Here is a 22,111-nt window from a genome sequence, read left to right on the forward strand (position 1 = left end):
ACTCCTTGCGGTGGTGGGGAGATCAGCGGGGGAACGGGTCGAAGTCGACCGGGAAGTTGATCGGGAAGCTGCGCGGCTTGATGCCGGTGGCCCGCGCGTAGGCGTTGGCGATCGCGCCGACCGGAGCCGGCAGGCCGAGCTCGCCCGCGCCGCCGATCTCGCTGCCGTTGGCCGGCATCACGAACACGTTCACGTCCATCGGCGCGTTCTTCTGCCGCGCGTAGTGGAACTGCGAGTAGCTGCCTTCCAGCGGCAGGCCCTTGTCGATGTGCAGGCCCGCGGTGAGTGTGGTCGAGATGGCGTCGGTGAGGCCGCCGAGCATCTGCGACTGCAGCCCGCGCGGGTTCACCGGCTTGCCGACGTCCACCGCGATCGTCGCCTTGGTCACGCGCGGGTTCTTCGGGTCGCGCGCGTCCATCTCCACCAGGCACGCGGTGTAGGACTTGTACTCACCGTGCACCGCGATGCCCTGGGCGAAGCCCTTCGGCATCTTCTTGCCCCACTCGCCGAGCTCGGCGACCTTGTCCAGCACCGCCTTCTGCCGCGGTTCCTTGATGAACTCGCGGCGGAACTCCAGCGGGTCCTTGCCGAGCTTGGCCGCGATCTCGTCGGCCATGATCTCCTCGGCGCCGCGGGTGTTCGCGGAGTACACCGAGCGCCACGCCGAGGTGTGGAACTTCAGCGGCACCTCGTTGAGCAGCTGCGTGGTCACGCCGTAGTTGTAGGGCGATTTCACCGTCAGCAGGAACACCGTCTGCGCGAAGCTCAGGTTGCCGCCCACGGGCAGCTTCGCGGCGAACGCGGTGAGGATCTCGCCGAGGCCGTGGCCCCAGTCGGTCTCGACGCTGGCCACGCGGTGCTCGAACGTGAGCACCTGGCCGAGCGCGAAGGTCGCGCGGATCTTGTGGTGGCTCGCGGCGCGGGCGCGGCCGTGGCGCATGTCGTCGATGCGGCTCCACATGAGCCGCACGGGCTTCTTCATCGCCTTCGAGATGTGCGCGGCTTCGAGCGCGGCGTCGAAGAACAGCCGGCGCCCGAACGAGCCGCCGCCCTGGATCACGTGCACGGTGACCTTGTTCTCCGGCAGCCCCAGCTCCTGGGCGATGGTCTGCTTCGCGACGATCGGCGACTTGAGCCCGGCCCAGATCGTGGCGCTGTCCTCGCGGACGTCGGCCACCGCCGAGTTCGACTCCATCGGCGCGTGGCTCACGAACGCGAAGTCGAACTCGCCGTCCACGTACTGCGTCAGCAGCGGCGGCACCACGAACGGCAGCGCGGCGGCCTGCAGCTTCTTCGTGATCGACGCGTTGTTCTCACCGTCGACCGTGCCGGCGTTCCAGGTCACGTCGAGCGCGTTCTTGCCGTCGAGCGCCTGCCCGAAGGTCTCGGCCATCACCGCGACGCCGGTCTGCACCACGGCGAGGTCGATGATGCCGGGCATCGCGCGCACGGCGGCCTCGTTGTTGACCTTCTTCACCGTGCCGTTGATCGTCGGCGGCCGGCGCACCATCACCGGCATCGCGCCGGGGATGTCGAGGTCGAGCGTGTAGACCTGCTTGCCGGTGACCATGGCGAGCGCGTCCTTGCGCGAGGTCGGCGTGCCCACCAGGGTGTGGGCCGACTCGGCCTTCGGCTGCACGGCCGCGGCCGGCAGGTCCGCGCGGGCGGCCGGGCCGGCGAGCACGCCGTAGGACGCCTTGCGCCCGTCCGGCGAGTGCACCAGACCGTCGCGAGTGGACAGCCGCGCCGCCGGCACGTTCCACTGCGCACTGGCGGCGGAGACCATGCGGGCGCGGGCGGTCGCGGCGGCGCTGCGGACCGGGTCGTACAGCGAGCGCAGGGTGTTCGACCCGCCGGTGAGCTGGTTGAACAGCAGCTCGGAGCGCGCGTCGGACAGGACCACCTCGACCTTGTCGAGCGGCAGGTCGAGCTCTTCGGCGACCAGCATCGCGACGGCCGTGTTGATGCCCTGGCCCACTTCGGCGCGCGGCAACTGCAGGCGCACGCGGCCGTCGGTGGTCACCTCGAGCAGGAGCATGCCCGACGTCGGCGCGCACGAGAGCGTGAGCACGTCGCCGAGGTCGAGGATCTCCGCGGGCTGCGGCAGCGTCGGCACCACAGCTTCGGCCGTGTCCGGCACGAGAGTGTCGAACGACAGCTTGGTCGCGAGCGTCAGCGTGGGCGCGGCGACGAGGTAGGTGAGGAAGCGGCGGCGGCCGACGCGCGCGTCGTCGGGGTCGGTGTCGCCCTGTGGTCCGGGGCTGGTGGTGGGGCTGGCCATCGGGAATCCCTTCGGGGCACCCGCGCCGCCTGAAGAGGGCGCGGTCGGGCGGGCGCCGCCGCGGCGGTGCGGCCCGGGTGGTGGGAGTGGTGGAACGGGAGGTCTGGCGCGTCACGCTATGGACGTGACAGAAAGGACGCAACGCGCAGTAGTCGTGTCGACTGATGTCTGTGACGAGGTAACAGCCGACCGCCTCCGAATGTGCGTCGTGACACATTCACCACTGGTCGGATCGGGCGCCGACCGGCGTGCCGACGGGTGAGCGCGGGCTGCGCCGGATGGCCGTGCGGGCACTCGCCGCGCCCCGGCTCCGCGCGCCTTGCGCCGGGATGGTGCCGGCAACCCGTATCGTCGTCTGGACGCTCTGCCGCTGGTCACCGAACGGGTGAAAAGAAGGTTTCCTGCCGAAGCCGGTTACCTTGGCAGGGGCACATCGGCACGGGACAGCAGGGAGCGGGCAAGCACGTGGTGGGCGCGGGGACTCCGCCGGTCGGCACTCCGGCCGGGATGCGCAGGATCAACCAGCGGGCGGTGCTCGACCTGCTGCGCCGCGGCGGACCGGCCACGCGGCCGCAGGTCGCGAAGGACACCGGGCTCTCGAAGCCGACGGTGAGCCAGGCGCTGCTGGCGCTCGAGGCCGCGGGGCTGGCGCGGGCGACCGGGCACACCTCCACCGGCACGGGCCGCTCGGCCGTGCTCTACGAGGCCGACCCGACCGCGGGCTACGTTCTCGGGGTGGACATCGGGCGCGAGCACATCCGCGTCGCCGTGTCGGACCTCGGCCGCACGATGGTGGCCCGCCGCGACGCCCGCAACACGGCCCGCTCGGGCAGCGCGCTCGTGGCCTCGGTCGGCCGGCTGGCGCGCGAGATCGTGGCCGAGGCCGGCCTCACCGACGCCGACATCGTGGTGCGCGTGCTGGGCTCCCCGGGCGTCGCCGACCCGGCGAAGCGCTGCTTCCGGCACGCGCCGAACCTGCCGGGCTGGGGCAAACCCGGTCTGCTCGACGACCTCGAGGCCGCGCTGGGCCCCGATCTGGTCGTGGAGAACGACGCGAACCTCACCGCCGTGGGCGAATGGGAGAGCGGCGCCGCGCGCGGCGCGTCCGTGGTGGGCTGCCTCATGATCGGCACCGGCGTCGGCATGGGCCTGATGGTCGACGGCCGCGTGTTCCGCGGCGCGACGGGCGCCGCCGGCGAGATCGGCTACCTCCCCTACGGCCGCACGCAGTCCGGCGGCGAAGTGCCGGCCCGCGGCCACCTCGAAGAGGCCACCGCCGCCCAGTCCGTGGTGCGCGGCGCGCGCGAACTCGGCCTGGGCACGGCGAAATCGGCCCGCGAAGTGTTCCGGCTGGCCCGCGAGGGCGACGAGCTGGCCCAGCGCGCGGTGCGCGTGGAAGCCGACCGCCTCGCCTACACGGTCGCCTCCGTGGCCGCCGTGGTCGACCCCGAGCTCATCGTCCTCGGCGGCGGCATCGGCACCGCCGCCGACCTGCTGCTCGACCCCATCGACCGCGCCCTGCGCTCCTTCACTCCCCTGGTGCCCACCGTGGTCCAGGGCGAGCTCGGCGACGACGGCGTGCTCACCGGCGCGATGAGCGTGGGCCTGCGGGCGGCCGAGGGCCTGGTCTTCGAACGGCGCGTCGGAGCGGCCTGAGCAGCACGGCATCCGTGGCCGCGGTGGTCGCGCCGCGCGCGGGGTGGAATCATCGACCGCTGTGAGCATCGAGCCCGACCGGCGCCTGATCGACCCGGAGCGCGTGGCCGCCGCCGTCGCGGGGCTGGGCGACCGGGCGGTGATCGACGAGTGGGCCGGACGGTTCGCCGTGGTGGCCGACCCGTCGCGGCTCGCGCTGCTCGTGTCGATCCACTACGCGCGCGAGATCAGCGTGACCGACCTCGCGGCGGCCACGGGCATGACCGACACGGCCGTTTCGCAGGCGCTGCGGCTGCTGCGCGCCCACGGATTGGTGACCGCGCACCGCGACGGCCGGGTGGTGCGCTACCGGCTCGCCGACGCGACCGTGCACGAGCTCATCCACCGGGTGCGTCCCCACGACTCAGGTCCCACGCCGGAGGGCCCGGACCGGTAGGTTTGCACTCATGATCGGACTGCCGGACACCATCACCGCCTGTCTGTTCGACCTCGACGGCGTGCTGACCGGAACGGCCGTTCTCCACCGCCAGGCGTGGAAACGGACGTTCGACGAGTTTCTGCGCAACCGCGACGGCGAAGGCTTCAGCGAATTCACCGACCACGACTACGCGGCCTTCGTCGACGGCCGCCCGCGCGCCGACGGCGTGCGCGAGTTCCTCCGCTCCCGCGACATCCGGCTGCCCGAGGGCACCCCCGACGACGGCGTGAACGAACCCACCGTGAACGGCGTCGGCAACCGCAAGAACGAGCTGGTGCTGAAGATCATCGAGGAAAAGGGCGTGAACCCCTACCCCGGTTCGGTTCGCTACCTCGAAGCCGCGAAGGCCGCGGGGCTGCGCATCGCCGTGGTCACCTCGTCGGCCAACGGAGCCAAGGTGCTCGACGCCGCGGATCTCACGAAGTTCGTGGAGGCCCGCATCGACGGCCTGGTGATCCGCCGCGACAACCTCAAGGGCAAGCCCGCCCCCGATTCCTTCCTCGCCGGCGCGAAGGCGCTCGGGGTCGAGCCCGCGCACGCGGCCGTGTTCGAAGACGCGCTCTCGGGGGTGCAGGCCGGGCACGCCGGCGAATTCGGCTTCGTGGTGGGCGTGAACCGCGCCGACCAGGCCGACGAACTGAAGGCCCACGGCGCCGACGTCGTGGTCGACGACCTCGCGGATCTTCTGGAGAACGCATGACCGAGACCGAGTTCGGCTACGAGTGCTCGCCGTGGGAGCTGCGCTGGCGCGGCCTCGACGTCGACGCCCTGCAGCGCACCGAGTCGGCGTTCGCGCTGTCCAACGGGCACCTCGGCCTGCGCGGCACCCTCGAGGAGGCCGAGCCGCGCGGGCTGCCGGGCACGTACCTCAACGGTTTCTACGAGCAGCACGAACTGCCCTACGCCGAAGGCGGCTACGGCTACCCCGAAGAGGGCCAGACCGTGGTCAACGTGACCGACGGCAAGATCCTGCGCCTGCTGGTGGAGGACGAGCCGCTCGACATGCGCTACGGCACCGCGCTCGAACACGACCGCGTGCTCGACTTCCGCAGCGGCACGCTGCGCCGCACCACCGAGTGGGCCTCCCCCACCGGCCGCCGGGTGCGCGTGAAGACCGAGCGGCTGGTGTCGTTCACCCAGCGCGCGATCGCGGCGATCCGCTACGAGGTGGAGCCGCTCGACGAAGACCTGCAGCTCGTGGTGCAGTCCGACCTGCTGGCCAACGAGCCGATCGAGTCCGACACCCGCGACCCGCGCGTGGCCGCGGCGCTCGACACACCGCTGGTGGCGCAGTTCAACCGCGCGGCCGACTACCAGGCCGTGCTGGTGCACCAGACCCGCAACTCCGGCCTGCGCATGGCCGCGGCGATGGACCACAAGATCGAGGTCGACGACGGCATCCGCACCCGTGTGCACAGCGAGGACGACCTCGCGCGGCTCACCGTCGCGGTCGACGTGCCGAAGGGCGGCCGGCTGCGGATCACGAAGTTCCTCGCCTACGGCTGGTCGGCACAGCGCTCGGTACCGGCCCTGCGCGCACAGGTCGAGGCCGCGCTGGCCGGCGCGCGCCAGACCGGGTGGAAGGGCCTGATCAACGAGCAGCGTCAGTACCTCGACGACTTCTGGGCCACGTCCGACATCGAGATCGACGGTGATCCCGAGCTGCAGCAGGCCGTGCGGTTCGCGCTGTTCCACCTGCTGCAGGCCGGAGCCCGCGGCGAGACGCGCGCGATCGCCGGCAAGGGCCTCACCGGCCCCGGCTACGACGGGCACGCGTTCTGGGACACCGAGACGTTCGTGCTGCCGGTGCTCACCTACACCACACCCGACGCGGCGCGCGACGCCCTCGGCTGGCGGCACTCCACAATGGACAAGGCCAAGGAACGCGCGAAACAGCTCGGCCTGCGCGGCGCGGCTTTCCCGTGGCGCTCCATCAACGGCGCGGAGTGCTCGGCCTACTGGCCCGCGGGCACGGCCGCGTTCCACGTGAGCGCCGACATCGCCGACGCCGTGCTGCGCTACGTGAACGCCACCGAGGACGAGGAGTTCGAACGCGGCTGCGGGGCCGAGCTGCTCGTGGGAACCGCGCGGCTGTGGGCTTCGCTGGGCCACCACGACCGGCACGGCCACTTCCGCATCGACGGCGTGACCGGCCCCGACGAGTACTCGGCCGTGGCGGACAACAACGTCTACACGAACCTCATGGCACGCCGGAACCTGCTCGCGGCCGCGCAGGTGTGCGAGAAGTACCCGGACGTGGTGCAGCAGTTCGAAGTGGACATCGCGGAGCTCGACAGTTGGCGCGCCGCCGCCGACGCGATGTTCCTGCCGTACAACCAGGAACTGGGTGTGCACCCGCAGTCGGAGGGCTTCCTCGAACACGACGAGTGGGACTACAAGGGCACGGATCCCTCGTTCTACCCGTTGCTGCTGAACTACCCGTACTTCGACCTCTACCGCAAGCAGGTCGTGAAGCAGGCCGACCTCGTGCTGGCCCTGCACCTGTGCGGCGACTCCTTCAGCCCCGAGGAGAAGGCCCGCGACTTCGCCTACTACGAGGCCCGCACGGTCCGCGACTCGTCCCTGTCGGCCGGCACGCAGTCCGTGATCGCCGCCGAGGTGGGCCACCTGGACCTGGCCTACGACTACCTGGCCGAGGCCGCCCTGACCGACCTGCACGACGTGCACAACAACGTCCGCAACGGCCTGCACATGGCTTCGCTGGCGGGCGCCTGGCAGGGCACCGTCGCGGGCTTCGGCGGCCTGCGCGACCACGGCGGGCAGCTCTCGTTCGCTCCGCGCCTGCCCCGGCAGCTCGGCGGCATCACCTTCCGCCTGGCCTTCCGCGGCACCCGGTTCCAGGTCGCCATCCGCCCCGGTGAGGCCACCTACACGATTCTGTCGGGCGACCCTCTGGAACTCGTGCACCACGGTGAACGCTTCACCGTGGGCGCGGACCCCGTGACGCTGCCCATCGCCGACGTCGACCCGGGCGAGCCGCCGGTGCAGCCCTACGGTCGGGCCCCGCAGCGCCGGGACGCGTCGAGGCTGCGGTCGTTCGTGGCGCCGGAGGCCTGAGGTCCTCGCCGCCCCGCGGACGGTTCCGGCCGTCCGCGGGGTGTTCGCCGATGCTGTGCCCGCGGAGCGCCTAGGCCGCGGAGTTGCTCTGTCCGCAGGGCGTTTTGCCCACAGAGTTGCCCTGTCCGCGGGGCGCTTTGCCCGCGGAGTGGCTCGCCGGCGGAGTGGTTCGCCGGCGGTCAGCCGGCCGCGGGGTCGTCGTCCTCGGTGCCGGGCGGCGGCTCGACTTCCTCGGTGAGGCTCGGGGTCAGGTCCGGCCCCGGCGCCGCGGGCACCTCGGAGCGCACGCGGCTGGGGTCGGGCAGGGTGAGGTCGTCTTCGTCGTCCTCGGCGTGGTCGCGCGGGAAGAGCTCACGTGTCATGGGTCCGGGATACCCCGTGGAGGCCGGGTCGCACCAGGGGTGTCACGCGGCCGGACGCGAACCGGCCTCGGCGGCCGCGTCGGGCGGCAGCGTGTCGGTGAGCCCTTCGAGGGTCGCGGCGTCCGGAGCGGCGGCGAGGGAATCCAGCAGGGTGAGCAGCAGGCCGTCGCGGGTGGACCAGGGACAGATGGCCATGCGGCCGCCGGTGATGGTGAGCAGGGCTTCCGCCACCACGGCGCCACCCAGGGCCTGCTGGGCCCGCTGGCGGGAGATGCCGGGCAGTTCGGCGCGTTTCGCCGACGGCATGGCGGCCAGGCGCGGGATCCACACCCGCAGGTCGTCGAGGTGCAGCTCACGGGTCTTGCCCGGGCGAGCACCGGCGAGGCGGGCCAGCTGGCGCAGCACCTTCGAGCAGCCGATCACACTGTGCCCGGCCAGGTGCTCGGTCGCGTCACCCAGCGCACCGGAAACCTCTTCCAGCACGTGGTCGCGCAGCGCGCGGATCTTCTTCGACCGCACGGGCGGGTCGGCGGGGAACCAGTCACGCGTGACCGAGCGGGCACCCAGCGGCAGCGAACGGGCGAACTCGGCCTGCGAGCCTCGGCCGGCCGACAGCTCCACCGTGCCGCCGCCGATGTCGAGCACCAGCAGCGGCCCCGCGGACGCGCCGTACCAGCGCCGGGCGCCCACGTAGGTCAGCTCGGCCTCGCGGCGGCCCGAGAGGAACTGCAGCTCCACTCCGGTGTCCCGGCGGACCTGGCGCACCACCTCGGCGGCGTTGGCCGCGTCGCGGATCGACGACGTCGCGAGCGGGAACACGTCGCGCACGCCGTGCTGCTTCGCCACGGCGACGCCCTCGGCCACGGCCGCGGAGATGGCCGCCACGCCGCGCTCGCTGAGCCGGCACTCGTCGTCGAGCTCACGGTCGAGACGCAGCCGCGTCTGGTGGCTCAGTGCCGGCTCCAGGGGTGTTCCCCCGGGCTCGAGCACCACAAGGTGGGCGCTGAACGATCCGACGTCCAGCACCCCGGCAGCGGGCCCCGCAATTTCGCGCACAGTCAGGCCTACCTCGCTTTCGCTTCGCCGTCGTGTTCCCCCGAAAGACCGTTCTTACACCTCTGGTGACCCATCAGAGGGGAATTTACGGCTTTCCCACCACGGCACAGCTCATCCACAACGGCACGGCATCCGAACGGCACGGCATCTACAACCGCACGCGAACGACATTCCACGCGTACCGGCGAACGGCAAGGCCCACCGGCGCTGTTGAGCACGCGCACGTTCGAGGTGCGACTTTTTCGCACCTGCAATCACAACAGCATAAACCGAACGCCTGAGCGAGCCGAATTCGTCCCGCTCACCGGCGCGTCGGCGCTGGTCAGCCGGTGATTTCCTTCAATTTCGCCACCGCGTCGACCCGAGCTTCGCGGCCGGGCTGCAGTGGACTGACCACGAGGGTGGTCACCCCCGCTTCGGCGAATGCCGCCACCCGTTCCTTCACGTAGGACGCCGGTCCCACGAGCGAGATCGCCCGCAACAATTCCAGCGGCACGGCCGCCGCGGCTTCCTTCTTCTTGCCGTCGAGATAAAGATCTTGAATTTCTCGGGCCGCGGCCTCGAAGCCGTAGCTCTGGGCCAGCGTGTTGTAGAAGTTCTTGCCGCGCGCGCCCATGCCGCCGATGTAGAGCGCGAGGTGCGGGCGCACCTGGTCGAGCAGGTGCTCCACGTCGTCACCGATCGCCAGCGCCGGGCCCGCGAACACGTCGAGCTCGCCCAGCGCCGGGTCGCGCTTGGCCTTGCCCTCGGCCAGCGCCGCGCCCCACACGTCGCCGGCCTTCTCGGGGTGGAAGAAGATCGGCTCCCAGCCCTCCGCGAGCTCCGCGGTGAGCGCGACGTTCTTCGGCCCCAGCGCCGCCAGCAGGATCGGGATCCGCTCGCGCACCGGGTGGTTGATCAGCTTCAGCGGCTTGCCCAGGCCCGTGCCCTGCTCGGCCGGCAGCGGGATCGAGTAGTGCTTGCCGTCGTGCACCACGGGCTCGCGCCGCCACACCTGCCGGCAGATCTCGATGATCTCGCGCGTGCGGGCCAGCGGCGCGTCGTACTTCACGCCGTGGAAGCCCTCGATCACCTGCGGTCCCGACGCGCCCAGCCCGAGCGTGAACCGGCCACCGGACACGAAGTCGAGGCCGGCCGCGGTCATCGCGGTGAGGCTCGGCGTGCGCGTGTAGATCTGGAAGATCCCCGACGCGAGCTGCACCCGCTCGGTCTTGGCCGCGAGGAAACCCAGCTGGCTCACCGCGTCGAAGCTGTAGGCCTCCGGCACGAACGCGATGTCGAGCCCCACCTTCTCCAGCTCGACGATGTCCGCCACGCTGTCGGCGAACCCGCCCGAGTAGTTGAGTCCCGTGCCGATCCTCATCGCGTTCCCTCATTTCCCGAGGCCGGGACCACGACGTCCCCGCACCTGACTAAGCGTGCGCTTAGCCTACCGGGGCACGACCCGCCCGGCCACCTCCCCGAAGCCGATCCGGCTGCCGGCCGGCCCGGGCGCGGTGGCGCTGATCGACACCTCGTCGCCGTCCTCCAGGAACGTGCGGGTGGCGCCGTCGCCCAGCGCGAACGGCTCCCGCCCGCCCCAGCTCAGCTCCAGCAGCGAGCCGCGCTGGTCCTTCGCCGGGCCGGTCACGGTGCCCGACGCGAACAGGTCGCCGGTCCGCAGGCTCGCGCCGTTCACGGTGAGGTGCGCGAGCTGCTGCGGCGCGGTCCAGTACTGCGTGGCGAACGGCGGGCTCGACACCAGGTGGCCGTTGATCCGGATCTCCAGCGCCAGGTCGAGCCCCCACGGCTCGGCGGTGCGCAGGTACGCGAACGGCTCCGGGTCCTGCGGCGGCTGCGGCACGCGCGCGTGCTCCAGCGCGGCCAGCGGCACGATCCACTGCCCCACCGAGGTCGCGAACGACTTCCCGAGGAACGGCCCCAGCGGCTGCGACTCCCAGCCCTGGATGTCGCGCGCGGACCAGTCGTTGACCAGGCACACGCCGAACACGTGCTTCGCGAAGTCCTCGACCGGCACCGGCTTGCCCAGCGTGGAGGGCGTGCCGACCACGAAGCCGACCTCCGCCTCGATGTCGAGCAGCTTCGACACGCCGAACGACGGTTCGTCGGCCCCGCGCGGCTTGCGCTGCCCCGACGGGCGCACGACCGGCGTGCCCGACACCACCACCGTGCCGGCCCGGCCGTGGTAGCCGATCGGCAGGTGTTTCCAGTTCGGCATCAGCTCGTCGTCGGCGCCGCGGAAGATCTGCCCGGCGTTGATCGCGTGTTGCTCGCTCGAGTAGAAGTCGACGTAGTCCGCGACCTCGATCGGCAGGTGGTGCGTGATCTCGGTGCGCGGCACCAGGTGCGGGCGCAGCTGGTCGGCGTAGCGGCTTTCGGTGAGCCACTCGCGCGTCTGCTCGCGCACGTCGTGCCACGTGGCGGGCCCGGCCGCCAGCAGCGGGTTGAGCACCCCGCTCGTGAGCAGCGGCGCGAACGGCGCCGCCGCCTCCTCGGCCGCCGCCGACAGGTCGAGCACGTGCTCGCCCACCGCCACCCCGACCCGGCGCTCGGGCGCGCCGCCCCGCGAGAACACACCGTAGGGCAGGTTGGCGAGCCCGAACTCCGTGTCGGCGGGCAGGTCGAGCCAGGTCACCGCGCGTCCTCCGCCTGCCGGCCGGCGATCCATTCGCGCACCAGCGTGTCCAGTGTGGACAGCGGTAGGTTTCCGTTGCCCAGCACCACGTCGTGGAACTCGCGGATGTCGAAGGCCTCGCCCAGCGCCTCCTCGGCCACGGCCCGCACGCGCTCGATCTCCAGGCGCCCCACCATGTACCCGAGCGCCTGGCCCGGGTTCGCGACGTACCGGTCGACCTCCGCCTCGATCTCGAGGCGCGCCATCGGCGTGTGGGCCACGGCGTAGTCCACGGCCTGCTGCCGGCTCCAGCCCAGCGCGTGCAGGCCGGTGTCGACCACGAGCCGTGCCGCGCGCATCGAGTCCTGGGTGAGCATGCCCAGGCGCGTGACGTCGTCGGAGTACAGGCCCATCTCGTCGGCCAGCCGCTCGGAGTAGAGGCCCCAGCCCTCGATGTAGGCGTTGAACGGCACCAGCCGCCGCAGCATCGGCAGCTCGGTGAGCTCCTGCGCGAACGAGAGCTGGAAGTGGTGCCCCGGCACGGCTTCGTGGAACGCGATGCCCTCGCTCGTGAAGCGCGGCCGCGAGCTCGCCTCGTGAGTGTTGGCGTAGTACGTGCCCGGCCGCGAGCCGTCGAGCGCCGCGGGCAGGTAGTAGGCGATGGTGCCGCTGGCCGCGTCGGCCTCGGGCACCGGTGCCACCACGCACTTCGCCGCCGGCACCCGCGAGAACCACTGCGGCGCAACGGCTTCCGCCCGCGTGATGGCCGCGCGCGCACCGGCCAGCAGCTCTTCGCCGTCGCGCCAGCGCAGCTCGGGGTCGGTGCGCAGGTGCTCGAAGATCTCGGCGAGGTCGTCGGTGCCGAACACCCGTGAGCCCAGCTCGCGGTACTCCCCCGCCAGCTTCTCGGCGATCCGCAGGCCGGTGTCGTGCAGGTCCTGCGCCGTGCGGTCGGTGGTCGTCTCGGCGCGGATCAGGCCCTGGTACTTCTCCTGCCCGCCCGGCAGGTGCCCGATGCCCGGCGCCGACTCGGGCTTGGCGACCGGCGCCACCTCGTCGGCCAGGAACGCGCGGTAGCGCTCGTAGGCCGGGCGCACGACCTCGGCCAGCAGCCGGTCGCGCTCCTCGGCGAACCCGGCCACCTCGATCGCCGGTGTGATCCGCAGCGGGTCGGCTTCGCCGGCGCCGAGGTAGCGCTCGACGTACCCGATGCCCACGCGCACCAGGAAGTCCGGTGGCGCGAACCCGTCGGCCAGCGCGGCGCGCTGAGTCTCGGTCACCGCGTCGAGGTAGTCGCCGTAGCCCGCCAGCCGGCGCAGGTATCCCCGCGCCTTCTCCTCGTCGTCCGGCGCCATCGCTCCGAGGAGGCTCAGCAGGTTGAGCGCGGGCGAGCTGAACCCGTCGCTCACCGCGAACCCGGCCAGCCGCGAGTCGAGCGTGTCGACCACGCCTCGGGCGCGGGCGATGACCACGTCGCGCGTCACCGCGTCGGTGGCCGACAGCCCGGCCCGGTCGATGGCCTCGGCGCGGTCGGCCAGGTCGGTGTAGCGGGCGCGGAAGCGCTCGGTCGCGGCCCGGCTCGGGTCAGGCAGCGCGCCGTGGTCGCCGGGCAGCCCCAGCATCGTGCGTTCGAGCGGCTCGCGCTCGAACTCGAGCTCCAGCAGGTCCTCGGCGAGCCCGTCGACCGTGTCGCCGTGGCCGGCGATCCACTGCGCCACCACGGAGTCGAGCACCGACAGCGGCAGCGCGCCGCCCGAGAGCACCACGTCGTGGAACGCGCGGACGTCGAACCGGCTGCCCAGCCGGGTCTCGGCGACGGTGCGGACGCGCTGGATCTCCAGGCGCCCCACCAGGTACGCGAGCGCCTGGCCCGGGAAGCCGATGTAGCGGTCGACCTCGGCCTCGATCTCGAGCTTGCCCATCGGCGTGTTCCCGACGAGGTAGTCGATCGCCTGCTGCCGGCTCCAGCCCAGCGCGTGGAGCCCGGTGTCGACCACGAGCCGGCCGGCGCGCATCGACTCGAGCGTGAGCATGCCGAGCAGCGAGACGTCGTCGGAGTACAGGCCCATCTCGTCGGCCAGGCGCTCGGTGTAGAGGCCCCAGCCCTCCACGTAGGCGTTGAAGTCGCCGAGCCGGCGCAGCAGCGGCAGGTCGGTGAGCCCGAGCGCCGTGCTGAGCTGGAAGTGGTGCCCCGGGATCGCCTCGTGGAACGCGGTGGCCTCGGCCGTGTGCCGGAACCGCTCGGTGGCCTCGTAGGTGTTGGCGAAGTAGGTGCCCGGGCGCGAGCCGTCGACGGCCGGCGGCATGAAGTACGCGGGCGGCGCGCCGGGCGCGGAGTCCTCGGGCACGGCCTCCACGGTCCACGGCTGCTCGGGGATCGTGGCGAACCAGTTCGGCGACTCGGCCGCGGCGCGCGTGATGGCCGAGCGCGCGGTGTCGAGCAGCTCTTCGGCGCTCGTCCAGCGCAGCTTCGGGTCGGTGCGCAGCCGCTCGAAGATCTCCGGCAGGTCGCGGGTGCCGAACACGCGCTCGCCCAGCGCGCGGTACTGCTCGACCTGGCCCGCGATCACGGCCAGGCCCGTGTCGTGCAGGTCCTGCGGCGTGCGGTCGGTGGTGGTGTGCAGGCGCGCGAGGCGGGTGTAGCTCTCCTCGCCGCCGGGCAGCCACGACACGCCGGCGCGGTCGTCGGGCCGGCCGTGGGCGAGCACCTCGGCTTCGAGGAAGTCGCGGTACTCCTTGAACGCCGGGCGCACGACGTCGCGCAGCAGCTCTTCGCGCTTGCTCGCGAACGCCTCGTCGGGAGCCGGCTGGCGCAGCAGCGGGTCGGTGGCCGGCTCCGCGAGGTAGCGGTCGACGTGGGCGATCGCGCCCTTCACCAGCCGCTCGACCGGCACCAGGCCGGCCTCGATGCCCTCGCGGTGGCGCACGGCGACCGCGCGCAGGAACGCCGGGATCTCGGCCAGCCGGTCGAGGTGGACCCGGGCCTGGTCGCCGGGCAGCACCGGCACCATCGGCAACGACGAAAGCAGGCCCGCCGCGGGGGCCACGAACAGGTCGGTCACGGTGAACTCGCCGAAGCGGCTGTCGATGAAGTCGAGCTTGCCCTCGATCGAGCTGATCACCACCTCGCGGGTCACGCGGTCCGTCGCGCCGAGGTCGTCGGCCTCGATCGCCCGCGCCCGAGCCAGCAGCCCGGCGAGCCGCTCGCGGTAGGCGGCCTCGGCGGCGGCGCTCGGGTCGCCGAGCCCCGGCGCGTCGGGCTTGATGCCCAGGATCGCGGCGGAGAGCGGTTCGAAGCCGAACATCACGTCGACGAGCTCGTCGGCGAGATCGGTGACGACGGTCATGGGTGCGGACTCCCGGGGGTTCGGTGGTGCCGTGCTTTTCCGACCCTAATGGAGACCCGGGGCGTCGGGTGGCGTTCCGGCACGAGCGTCCCGTTCACCCACTGTGAACAGTCGGATCGAACCGCTTTCGCCACCCAGAGCCACCGAAGGTGGGCCCGCGCCACCGGAGTGGGCGACGCGTCGCGGCCTTGCCACGGCACGCGGGGCCCGGAAGGTAGCGTTGCCGGAGTGGCCGTGACCGATCCCGCCGATGTCCGCCTGCTCGCCGCCCTCGCCGAGCTGGGCAAAACGGCCGTGCACGAGCTCGCGGCGAAGGTGGGCATGGACCCGCGCGAGGTCGCCTACCGGCTGGTTGCCTTGTCCGGCAGCGGGTTGCCGCTGCTCGTGGGCGTGGAGAGCGACCCGGCCGGCCTGCGCGCGGCGATCGCGGCGGCACCGCCTTCGTGGCAGCAACAGCAACAGCAGCAACCGCCGCCGCAGCCACCGTCGGGGCCGATGCCGGTCGTCGCGCCCGCCGGGCGGCCGGGCCTGCCGCCGGCGATGCCGACGGGGCAAGGATTTCCGGCCGCGGCGCCGCCGGGCGCGCCCGTTCCGCGTCCCGGGAACGCGCCCGGAATGCCGCCCGCGCCGGGGGTGCCGTCCGTCCACGGTGGACCGTCCGGGCCGTACGGAGTGCCCTCCGGTCCCTACCGTGTGCCGACCGGGCCGTACCCGGGGCCGCCGCTCGACCCGGCGCTGAGCACGTGGGGCGTGCCGCAGACGGCGTCCTGGGCTCGCGGCGACGAACCCCGCCGAGCGGGCCCCGCCGAGGGACGGCACGGCCGGATCGGCGAGACGCTGCCGACGCAGGGCCTCGAAGGCGAGCAGCTCACCGTGCAGCTGCTCGAGGTGCAGGACCCGGCCGACTACCTGTTCGGCGCCGCCGGCTACCGCCTCGACGCGGGCGAGCGGGCCGTGGTCGTGCACACCGAGATCACCAACCGCGGCGCCGTGCCGTTCGCGTCGCTGCCCGACAACTACCTCGAGCTCGTGACCGCCGACGGCGCGACGGTGACCAAGGCACCCGTGTCGCTGACCTCGCGCCCGCCGCACAAGATCGGAGTGCGGCCGGGCGAGACGCTCGGCGGCCACACCGTGTACGTGCTGCCGGACGCGACGCGGGTGGTCTCGGTGCGCTGGAGCCCGCGGCCCGAGCCGGACGATCGCACGCTGACCTGGGCCGTCGAGGGCTAGTAGCTCTCGTCGCGCAGGATCTCGAGGGCGCGGGCGAGGTCGTCGGGGTACTCGGCCTCGAATTCGACCCAGCGGCCGTCGGCCGGGTGCGCGAAGCCGAGGGTGCGCGCGTGCAGCCACTGCCGCGTGAGGCCGAGGTGGCGCGCCAGCACCGGGTCGGCACCGTAGGTCAGGTCGCCCACGCACGGGTGGCGCAGCGCCGAGAAGTGCACGCGGATCTGGTGCGTGCGGCCCGTCTCGAGCTTCACGTGCGCCAGCGAAGCCGCGCGGAACGCCTCCACCACCTCGTAGTGCGTCACGCTCGGGCGCCCGCCCGCGACCACGGCGAACTTGTAATCGTGGCGCGGGTGGCGGTCGATCGGCGCGTCGATGGTGCCGCGTGTCGGGTCGGGGTGGCCCTGCACCACGGCGTGATACCCCTTGTCCACGGTGCGTTCCTTGAACGCCCGCTTCAGTACCGTGTACGCGTGCTCGCTCTTGGCGACCACCATCACGCCGGTGGTGCCGGCGTCGAGCCGGTGCACCACGCCCTGGCGCTCGGCCGCACCGGACGTCGAGATCCGCAGGCCGGCCGCCGCGAGGCCACCGACGACCGTCGGCCCGGTCCAGCCGGGACTCGGGTGCACGGCGACGCCCACGGGCTTGGAGATCACCACGATGTCGTCGTCGTCGTGCACGATCTTCATCCCGGCCACCGGCTCGGCGATGACCTGCACCGGCGACTCCGGCTCCGGCAGCGTGACCTCGAGGAGGCCCCCGGCGGTGAGGCGGTCGGACTTGCCGGCCGGGCGGCCGTCCACCAGCACGTCACCGGCCTCGGCCAGCTCGGCCACCACGGTGCGCGACAGGCCCAGCAACTTCGCCAGGCCCGCGTCGACGCGCATGCCGTCGAGCCCGTCGGGGACGGGCAGCAGACGAGCGCTCACGCGGATTTCTCCTTCTTGTCACGCGTGGAGGTGCCGTCGTAGTCCTTGCCCAGCAGCGACAGCAGGACGATCAGCACACCGCCCACGCAGATCGCCGAGTCGGCGATGTTGAAGATCGCGAACCCTTCCCCGTTGGGGGCGAAGGCCGAGATGAAGTCGATGACGTGCCCGCGCAACGGGCCGGGCGCCCGGAAGATCCGATCGGTGAGGTTGCCGAGGGCACCCGCGAGCACCAGCCCGAGCCCGATGGCCCAGCCCACGCTCCGCAACCGCCGCGACAGCCAGATGATCGCCACCGCCACCGCGGCCGCCACCAGGGCGAGCACCCAGGTCATGCCGGTCGCCATCGAGAACGCGGCGCCGGGGTTGCGGATCACCTGCAGGTAGATCAGCCCCCCGAGAATCCGCACGGGCTCCTTGCCCTCGAGGTTCGCGGCCACGAGGTTCTTCGACACCAGGTCGATGACCCAGATCAGGGCCGCCACGGCGAAGACGAGCCCGACCCTGCGCTTCGGCAGAAGTCGCGGCGCCGGCTCCACGGCATCCTCCCCGCCGGTGTCGGCGGCCGCATCGCTTTCGGGGGCGGGCCCACCCGAGGGCGCGCCTTCAGGCCGGCCGGGTTCGGACAAACCAGGCTCGGACAGGCCGTGCTCGGACGAGGAAGACTCGGTGCTCACGCCCCCATTGTCCACGCCCACGCCCCACCCGTTCGCGGCGGCAGGTTCGGAACGCCGCTTCGGGAGGCCGAGGACCACGACGAACGCGACGGAGAGCGATGCGGTGGGCGGTGAAACTGCCGCGGAAAGCGGGCTTCGGCTGGTCGGCGGGGCGGGTTGTGAGCGGGCTGCCTCGGCCGGTCGCGGCGACGGGCTTCGGCTGATCGGCGCTGCAGGTCACGGGCAGGCCGCCTCAGCCGATCCCGGCGACCGGCTTCAGCCGATCGGCGCGACAGGCCGCCAGCAAGCCACCTCAGCCAGTCGCGGAAAGCGGGCTTCGGCTGGTCGGCGGGCTGGTTGTGAGGGGCTGCCCCCAGCCGGTCGCGGCGACGGCCTTCGGCTGATCGGCGCGACAGGCCGCCAGCAAGCCACCTCAGCCAGTCGCAGAAAGCGGGCTTCGGCTGGTCGGCGGGCTGGTTGAGAGCGGGCTGCCTCAGCCGGTCGCGGCGACGGGCTTCAGCGGATCGGCGCGACAGGCCGCCAGCAAGCCACCACACCCAGTCCCGGAAAGCAGGCTTCAACCGGTCGCCGCGACAGGCCGCCAGCAAGCCACCTCAGCCAGTCGCAGAAAGCGGGCTTCGGCTGGTCGGCGGGCTGGTTGAGAGCGGGCTGCCTCAGCCGGTCGCGGCGACGGGCTTCAGCGGATCGGCGCGGCAGGCCGCGAGCAGGCCGCCACCGCCGATCCCGGCGACCGGCTTCAGCTGATCAGCGCGACAAGCCGCAAGCAGGCTGCCACAGCCAGTCGCGGCGACGGGCTCACGCTGATCAGCGCGACAGCACGCGAGCAGGCTGCGCGAGCCGGTCCCAGCGACCGGCTTCAGCTGATCGGCACGACAAGCCGCAAGCAGGCCGCCACAGCCAGTCCCGGCGACGGGCTTCAGCCGGTCGCCGTGGCAGGCCGCGAGCAGGCAGCTTTGTCCGGTCGTGGCGGCGAACCACGAGACCCGCCGGCACGCGCCGCTTCTCCGGCCCGGCCGCCGCGGGCGCCATCACCTGTCCACCCGCCGAGCCCCAGCTCACCGGGCGCGGCGGCAGGGGAAGCACCTCACTTCGCCGACCGCGTCAGAGCGACAAACTCAGCTAGAGCGTCGCGGCGGCCGACGAAACCTCTTTCGAGAACCGGAGCGACAGGTCTCGAATGGCGACCCCGGCCACGTCGTCTCCGAGGCCTGCTCATCAGTCGAGCGCACCACCGCCGGCACGTACAGCTTCGCCCGCCGACGCCATCACCACTGCTACTCCGGCTCGGCCGATCGCGGAAGCGGGCCGCGAACGCCTTCGCGGACCCACAGTCCCTGCGGTCCGTCAGCCGGCCGCAGCGACAGGCTGCGAGCGCCACCTCGCCGGCCCGGCCACCACCACGAACGCCGCCACCAGCAGCACCACCGCCGACGACACCACGCCCGCCAGCCCGGGCAGCAGTTCGGCCACCGCGACGAACACGACCGTGACACCGAGCAGCAGGAGGCTGCGCTCATACCCCGCCAGCAGCACCAGCCCCAGCGCGGTGAGGGCCGGGCCGCGGCTTTCGGCGGAGAGGTCGAACTGGGCGTAGGCGGCCAGGTCGAGCACGGGTACCGCCAGCACACCACCGACGAGGGCCAAGGCGAAGCGGCCGGGCCGGGGTTTCGGAGTGCCGGCGCGGGCGTAGCCGACGACCACGATCGCCACCACCGCCGCGAGGGCGATGGGCCAGCCCAGCGCAGCGGTGTACGTGGGCGTCGGCAGGGCGTCCTGGCTCAGGAACTGCTGGCCCCCGATGGCGCTCGTGCCGAAGTAGTTCGCCCGGTTCATCGGCGCGGCCCACAGGTTCACGAACTCGCCGTCCGCCGGCCAGGCCGCGCCGACCGCCAGGCGGACCGCCGCGAGGATCAGTTCGGCGAAGCCCAGCAGTGCGAGCGGTACCCAGAAACCCCAAGATCTCCCCACGCGTCGAGCGTAGCGAGCGCCGTCAGGAGCAGAACGGGGAAGCTCGCGAGGGTCACCGACCGGGGCCCAGCGGCCGTCGACCTTGGTGTACTCCCAGCGGGCGCCGCGGGCCGCGATCTGGCGCAGCGCGAGCACCAGGCGGTCCACGTGCTCCTCGGTGCTGCCGAGGCCGAGGCTCACGCGCACGGCCTGCTGGCCCTCGCGGCCGGTCTCGCCGATCAGGCGCTTCGTGGCGACGTGGGCGCAGAAGGCGCCGTCGCGCACGCCGATGCCGTATTCGGCCGAGAGGACGGCGGCGAGCCAGCCCGGTTCGAAGCCGTCGACGACGAAGCTCACCGTGCCGACGCGGTCGACCGGCGCGTCGAACAGGCGCAGCTCGGCGCAGCCCGGGATGCCGGCCAGACCCTTGCGCAGCCGCTCCAGCAGCGTGGCCTCGTGTTCGCCCACCGCGTCCCAGCGCGCGGCAAGCTGCTCGCACGCGACGCCGAGCGCGTACACGCCCACGGTGTTCGGCGAACCGGCCTCGTGCCGCTCGGCGCCGGTGTTCCACACCACGGCGCTCTCGGTCACGAGCTTCGTCGCGCCCCCGCCGGCGAGGTACGGCTCGGCGGCGCGCAGCCAGTCGGGACGGCCGATGAGCGCGCCGGCACCGAAGGGCGCGTAGAGCTTGTGCCCCGAGAGCGCGACGTAGTCGACGTCGAGCTCCTGCAAGGAAATCCGGCGGTGCGGCGCGAGCTGCGCGGCGTCGAGCGCCACGCGAGCGCCGTGTTTCCGCGCCACGGCAGCGATCTCGGCCACCGGCAGCAGCTCACCGGTCACATTGGACGCCCCGGTCACCACCACGAGCCGCGGCCCTTCCGGGCAGTCGGCGAGCGCTTCGTCCACAACGGACACCGCCGCCAGCCGCGTGCGCGGCAGCTGCACGCGCCGCACGTTCGGGCCCCGCCACGGCAAAAGCGCCGCGTGGTGTTCGGTGTCGAACACGACCACGGACGTGCGCCGCGGCAGCGAACGCGCCAGCAGGTTGAAGGAATCGGTGGTGTTGCGGGTGAACACGACCGTGTCGGTGGCGCGGGCGTCCACGAACCGGCGCAGGATGTCGCGCGTGCGCTCGTAAAGGCGCGTCGACACCTGCGACGCGAAGCCGGCGCCGCGGTGCACGCTCGCGTACCACGGCAGGAACTCGTCGACGGCCGAGCGCACCGCGTCGAGACACGGCGCGCTCGCCGCGTGGTCGAGGTTGGCGTACCCGATCTCGCCGCCGGTCACCAGCGGCACGCGCAGCGCCGCTCCCGCCACGGTCGGAATTCCCTGCGCGGCAACGGTTTCGGTAGCGTCAGCGGTGCGATCCAGGGCGAGAGTCATGACGGTGCCTCCTCGGCATTCCGGGGGACCCCCGGCGAGGGGCCCGCGCTTGCCCGCCGCACAACGCGACCGGCCCGGTCTTCACCCGGGGCACCCCACCGCGGTAGGAGGGTTGCCGGCCAGCAAGCCGGGGCTTCGCGCTGGCACTCATGACCTGTCCCAGACGGTAACCGACCGGAGCCACCCGACGCCAGAGCCGTCCCGCGAGCTGAGACGGCCCTCACACGATCACGAACGCCGCACCACGCCGAATCCCCCGCGCGCTGGATCGCTCCAGTCCGGGCAGGAAAAGCCCGACTCCGCACTGGTCACCACGGTCGCTGGCCACCGCACCTGAACCGGCGTGACGGCGCGAAACGGCGCCCGCCAAGGACCTCGACCTCGCCCGGCACCGTCATCCGCCCATCACCCGAAAGCAGGCCCACCGAGCACGACATCACCCGTCGAAACAGCAATCGCCGGCCCGCCGCAACCCAACCCAATCCGCCGTCCACCGAGCGACTCTCGGCGTCGCCCGACACCGTCGTCGGCGCCATCACACAAACCGGCCCAGCCCGGCAATCGCCGAACGCGCCATCACCTCCGCGGCGGTACCCACCAGCCGCAGCACCCGAGCCAGCTCTGCGGCGGAACGGCGCTCATCAAGCGAACGCGGCCGTCGACCCCGCACCCGCCAAGCACGACATCACCGGTCGAAGCCGCGGTCGCCGACAGCCACGCCAGCACCGGCCCGAGAACCGACACGCCACTCACGAAGAGACCGGCCGACCCGCCCCGCACAGTCATCCGCCCCTGGCCCGAAAGCAGCCCCACCCCGAGAACCACCGCACGCGACATCACCGGCTGAAGCCGCGATCACCGCGCCGCTGCACCGGAACCAGCCCCTTCGCCGACACGGCATCGATCCCGAGATCGCCCCCGCCTCGCCCGACACGGTCATCCACTCCATCACTCGAACCGATCCAGCCCGACAACCGCCAAGCACGACATCACCGGCCGAATCCACACTCACCGCTCGCCGAAGCAGAACACCCGGCCACACCAACCCAACACCCGATCACCACGAGCAA

The 22,111-nt window shown here is 72.5% G+C and carries 13 protein-coding genes, 1 pseudogene and 1 riboswitch; of the genes and pseudogenes, 5 read left to right on the plus strand and 9 right to left on the minus strand.

Annotated features, from left to right (window positions below):
* Window positions 1-22: 22 nt before the first annotated feature.
* A complete protein-coding gene (locus VSH64_RS19950; RefSeq protein WP_326837146.1) occupies window positions 23-2,281 on the minus strand; it encodes a xanthine dehydrogenase family protein molybdopterin-binding subunit in 2,259 nt (752 codons plus the stop codon).
* 507 nt (window positions 2,282-2,788) lie between these two features.
* Here VSH64_RS19950 and VSH64_RS19955 point away from each other — a divergent pair.
* The 4 genes from VSH64_RS19955 to VSH64_RS19970 all read left to right on the plus strand — a co-directional run bounded on the left by VSH64_RS19955 (window position 2,789) and on the right by VSH64_RS19970 (window position 7,493).
* Window positions 2,789-3,937, plus strand: a complete 1,149-nt coding sequence (locus tag VSH64_RS19955; RefSeq protein WP_326837147.1) for an ROK family transcriptional regulator — start codon at window positions 2,789-2,791, stop codon at window positions 3,935-3,937.
* Window positions 3,938-4,004: 67 nt separating this feature from the next.
* On the plus strand, window positions 4,005-4,373 hold the full coding sequence (locus VSH64_RS19960) for an ArsR/SmtB family transcription factor (RefSeq protein WP_326837980.1): 369 nt from the start codon (window positions 4,005-4,007) through the stop codon (window positions 4,371-4,373).
* Window positions 4,374-4,383: 10 nt separating this feature from the next.
* Window positions 4,384-5,115, plus strand: a complete 732-nt coding sequence (locus VSH64_RS19965; RefSeq protein WP_326837148.1) for an HAD family hydrolase — start codon at window positions 4,384-4,386, stop codon at window positions 5,113-5,115.
* Window positions 5,112-7,493, plus strand: coding sequence for a glycoside hydrolase family 65 protein (locus VSH64_RS19970; RefSeq protein WP_326837149.1), 2,382 nt, complete (start codon window positions 5,112-5,114; stop codon window positions 7,491-7,493). Before VSH64_RS19965 ends, VSH64_RS19970 begins: the two co-directional genes overlap by 4 nt.
* Before the next feature lie 179 nt (window positions 7,494-7,672).
* On the opposite strand, the gene VSH64_RS19975 is transcribed toward VSH64_RS19970, so the two are convergent.
* The 5 genes from VSH64_RS19975 to VSH64_RS19995 form a co-directional block, all read right to left on the minus strand.
* Window positions 7,673-7,855: a hypothetical protein gene (locus VSH64_RS19975; RefSeq protein WP_326837150.1), complete on the minus strand. Its 183-nt coding sequence runs from the start codon at window positions 7,853-7,855 to the stop codon at window positions 7,673-7,675.
* Between the two features lie 42 nt (window positions 7,856-7,897).
* Window positions 7,898-8,911, minus strand: coding sequence for a Ppx/GppA phosphatase family protein (locus tag VSH64_RS19980; protein ID WP_326837151.1), 1,014 nt, complete (start codon window positions 8,909-8,911; stop codon window positions 7,898-7,900).
* Between the two features lie 322 nt (window positions 8,912-9,233).
* Window positions 9,234-10,274 (minus strand): LLM class F420-dependent oxidoreductase, encoded by a 1,041-nt coding sequence (locus VSH64_RS19985; protein ID WP_326837152.1) that lies wholly within the window; start codon window positions 10,272-10,274, stop codon window positions 9,234-9,236.
* 66 nt (window positions 10,275-10,340) lie between these two features.
* Complete coding sequence (fahA, locus tag VSH64_RS19990) at window positions 10,341-11,579, minus strand: fumarylacetoacetase (RefSeq protein WP_326837153.1); 1,239 nt, start codon at window positions 11,577-11,579, stop codon at window positions 10,341-10,343.
* A complete protein-coding gene (locus VSH64_RS19995; protein ID WP_326837154.1) occupies window positions 11,543-14,872 on the minus strand; it encodes a DUF885 domain-containing protein in 3,330 nt (1,109 codons plus the stop codon). Before VSH64_RS19995 ends, fahA begins: the two co-directional genes overlap by 37 nt.
* A gap of 228 nt (window positions 14,873-15,100) precedes the next feature.
* Here VSH64_RS19995 and VSH64_RS20000 point away from each other — a divergent pair, with 228 nt between their 5' ends.
* Window positions 15,101-16,105 carry an AsnC family protein gene (locus VSH64_RS20000; RefSeq protein WP_326837155.1) on the plus strand — a complete coding sequence of 335 codons (1,005 nt, stop codon included), beginning with the start codon at window positions 15,101-15,103 and terminating at the stop codon, window positions 16,103-16,105.
* Here the strand turns inward: VSH64_RS20000 and VSH64_RS20005 are convergent.
* The 3 genes and pseudogenes from VSH64_RS20005 to VSH64_RS20015 form a co-directional block, all read right to left on the minus strand.
* The gene (locus VSH64_RS20005) at window positions 16,102-17,031 is read right to left on the minus strand and encodes an RluA family pseudouridine synthase (protein WP_326837156.1); all 930 of its coding nucleotides are present in this window, start codon (window positions 17,029-17,031) and stop codon (window positions 16,102-16,104) included. The genes VSH64_RS20000 and VSH64_RS20005 overlap by 4 nt on opposite strands.
* On the minus strand, window positions 17,028-17,708 hold the full coding sequence (lspA, locus tag VSH64_RS20010) for a signal peptidase II (RefSeq protein WP_326837157.1): 681 nt from the start codon (window positions 17,706-17,708) through the stop codon (window positions 17,028-17,030). Before lspA ends, VSH64_RS20005 begins: the two co-directional genes overlap by 4 nt.
* A 2,004-nt stretch (window positions 17,709-19,712) precedes the next feature.
* A pseudogene (locus tag VSH64_RS20015) lies at window positions 19,713-21,041 on the minus strand (aminotransferase class V-fold PLP-dependent enzyme); the annotation flags it as partial.
* 40 nt (window positions 21,042-21,081) lie between these two features.
* Window positions 21,082-21,196: riboswitch (SAM riboswitch) on the minus strand.
* Window positions 21,197-22,111 lie beyond the last annotated feature (915 nt).

It is taken from the genome of Amycolatopsis rhabdoformis, from assembly GCF_035918295.1.
GTDB lineage: Bacteria > Actinomycetota > Actinomycetes > Mycobacteriales > Pseudonocardiaceae > Amycolatopsis > Amycolatopsis rhabdoformis.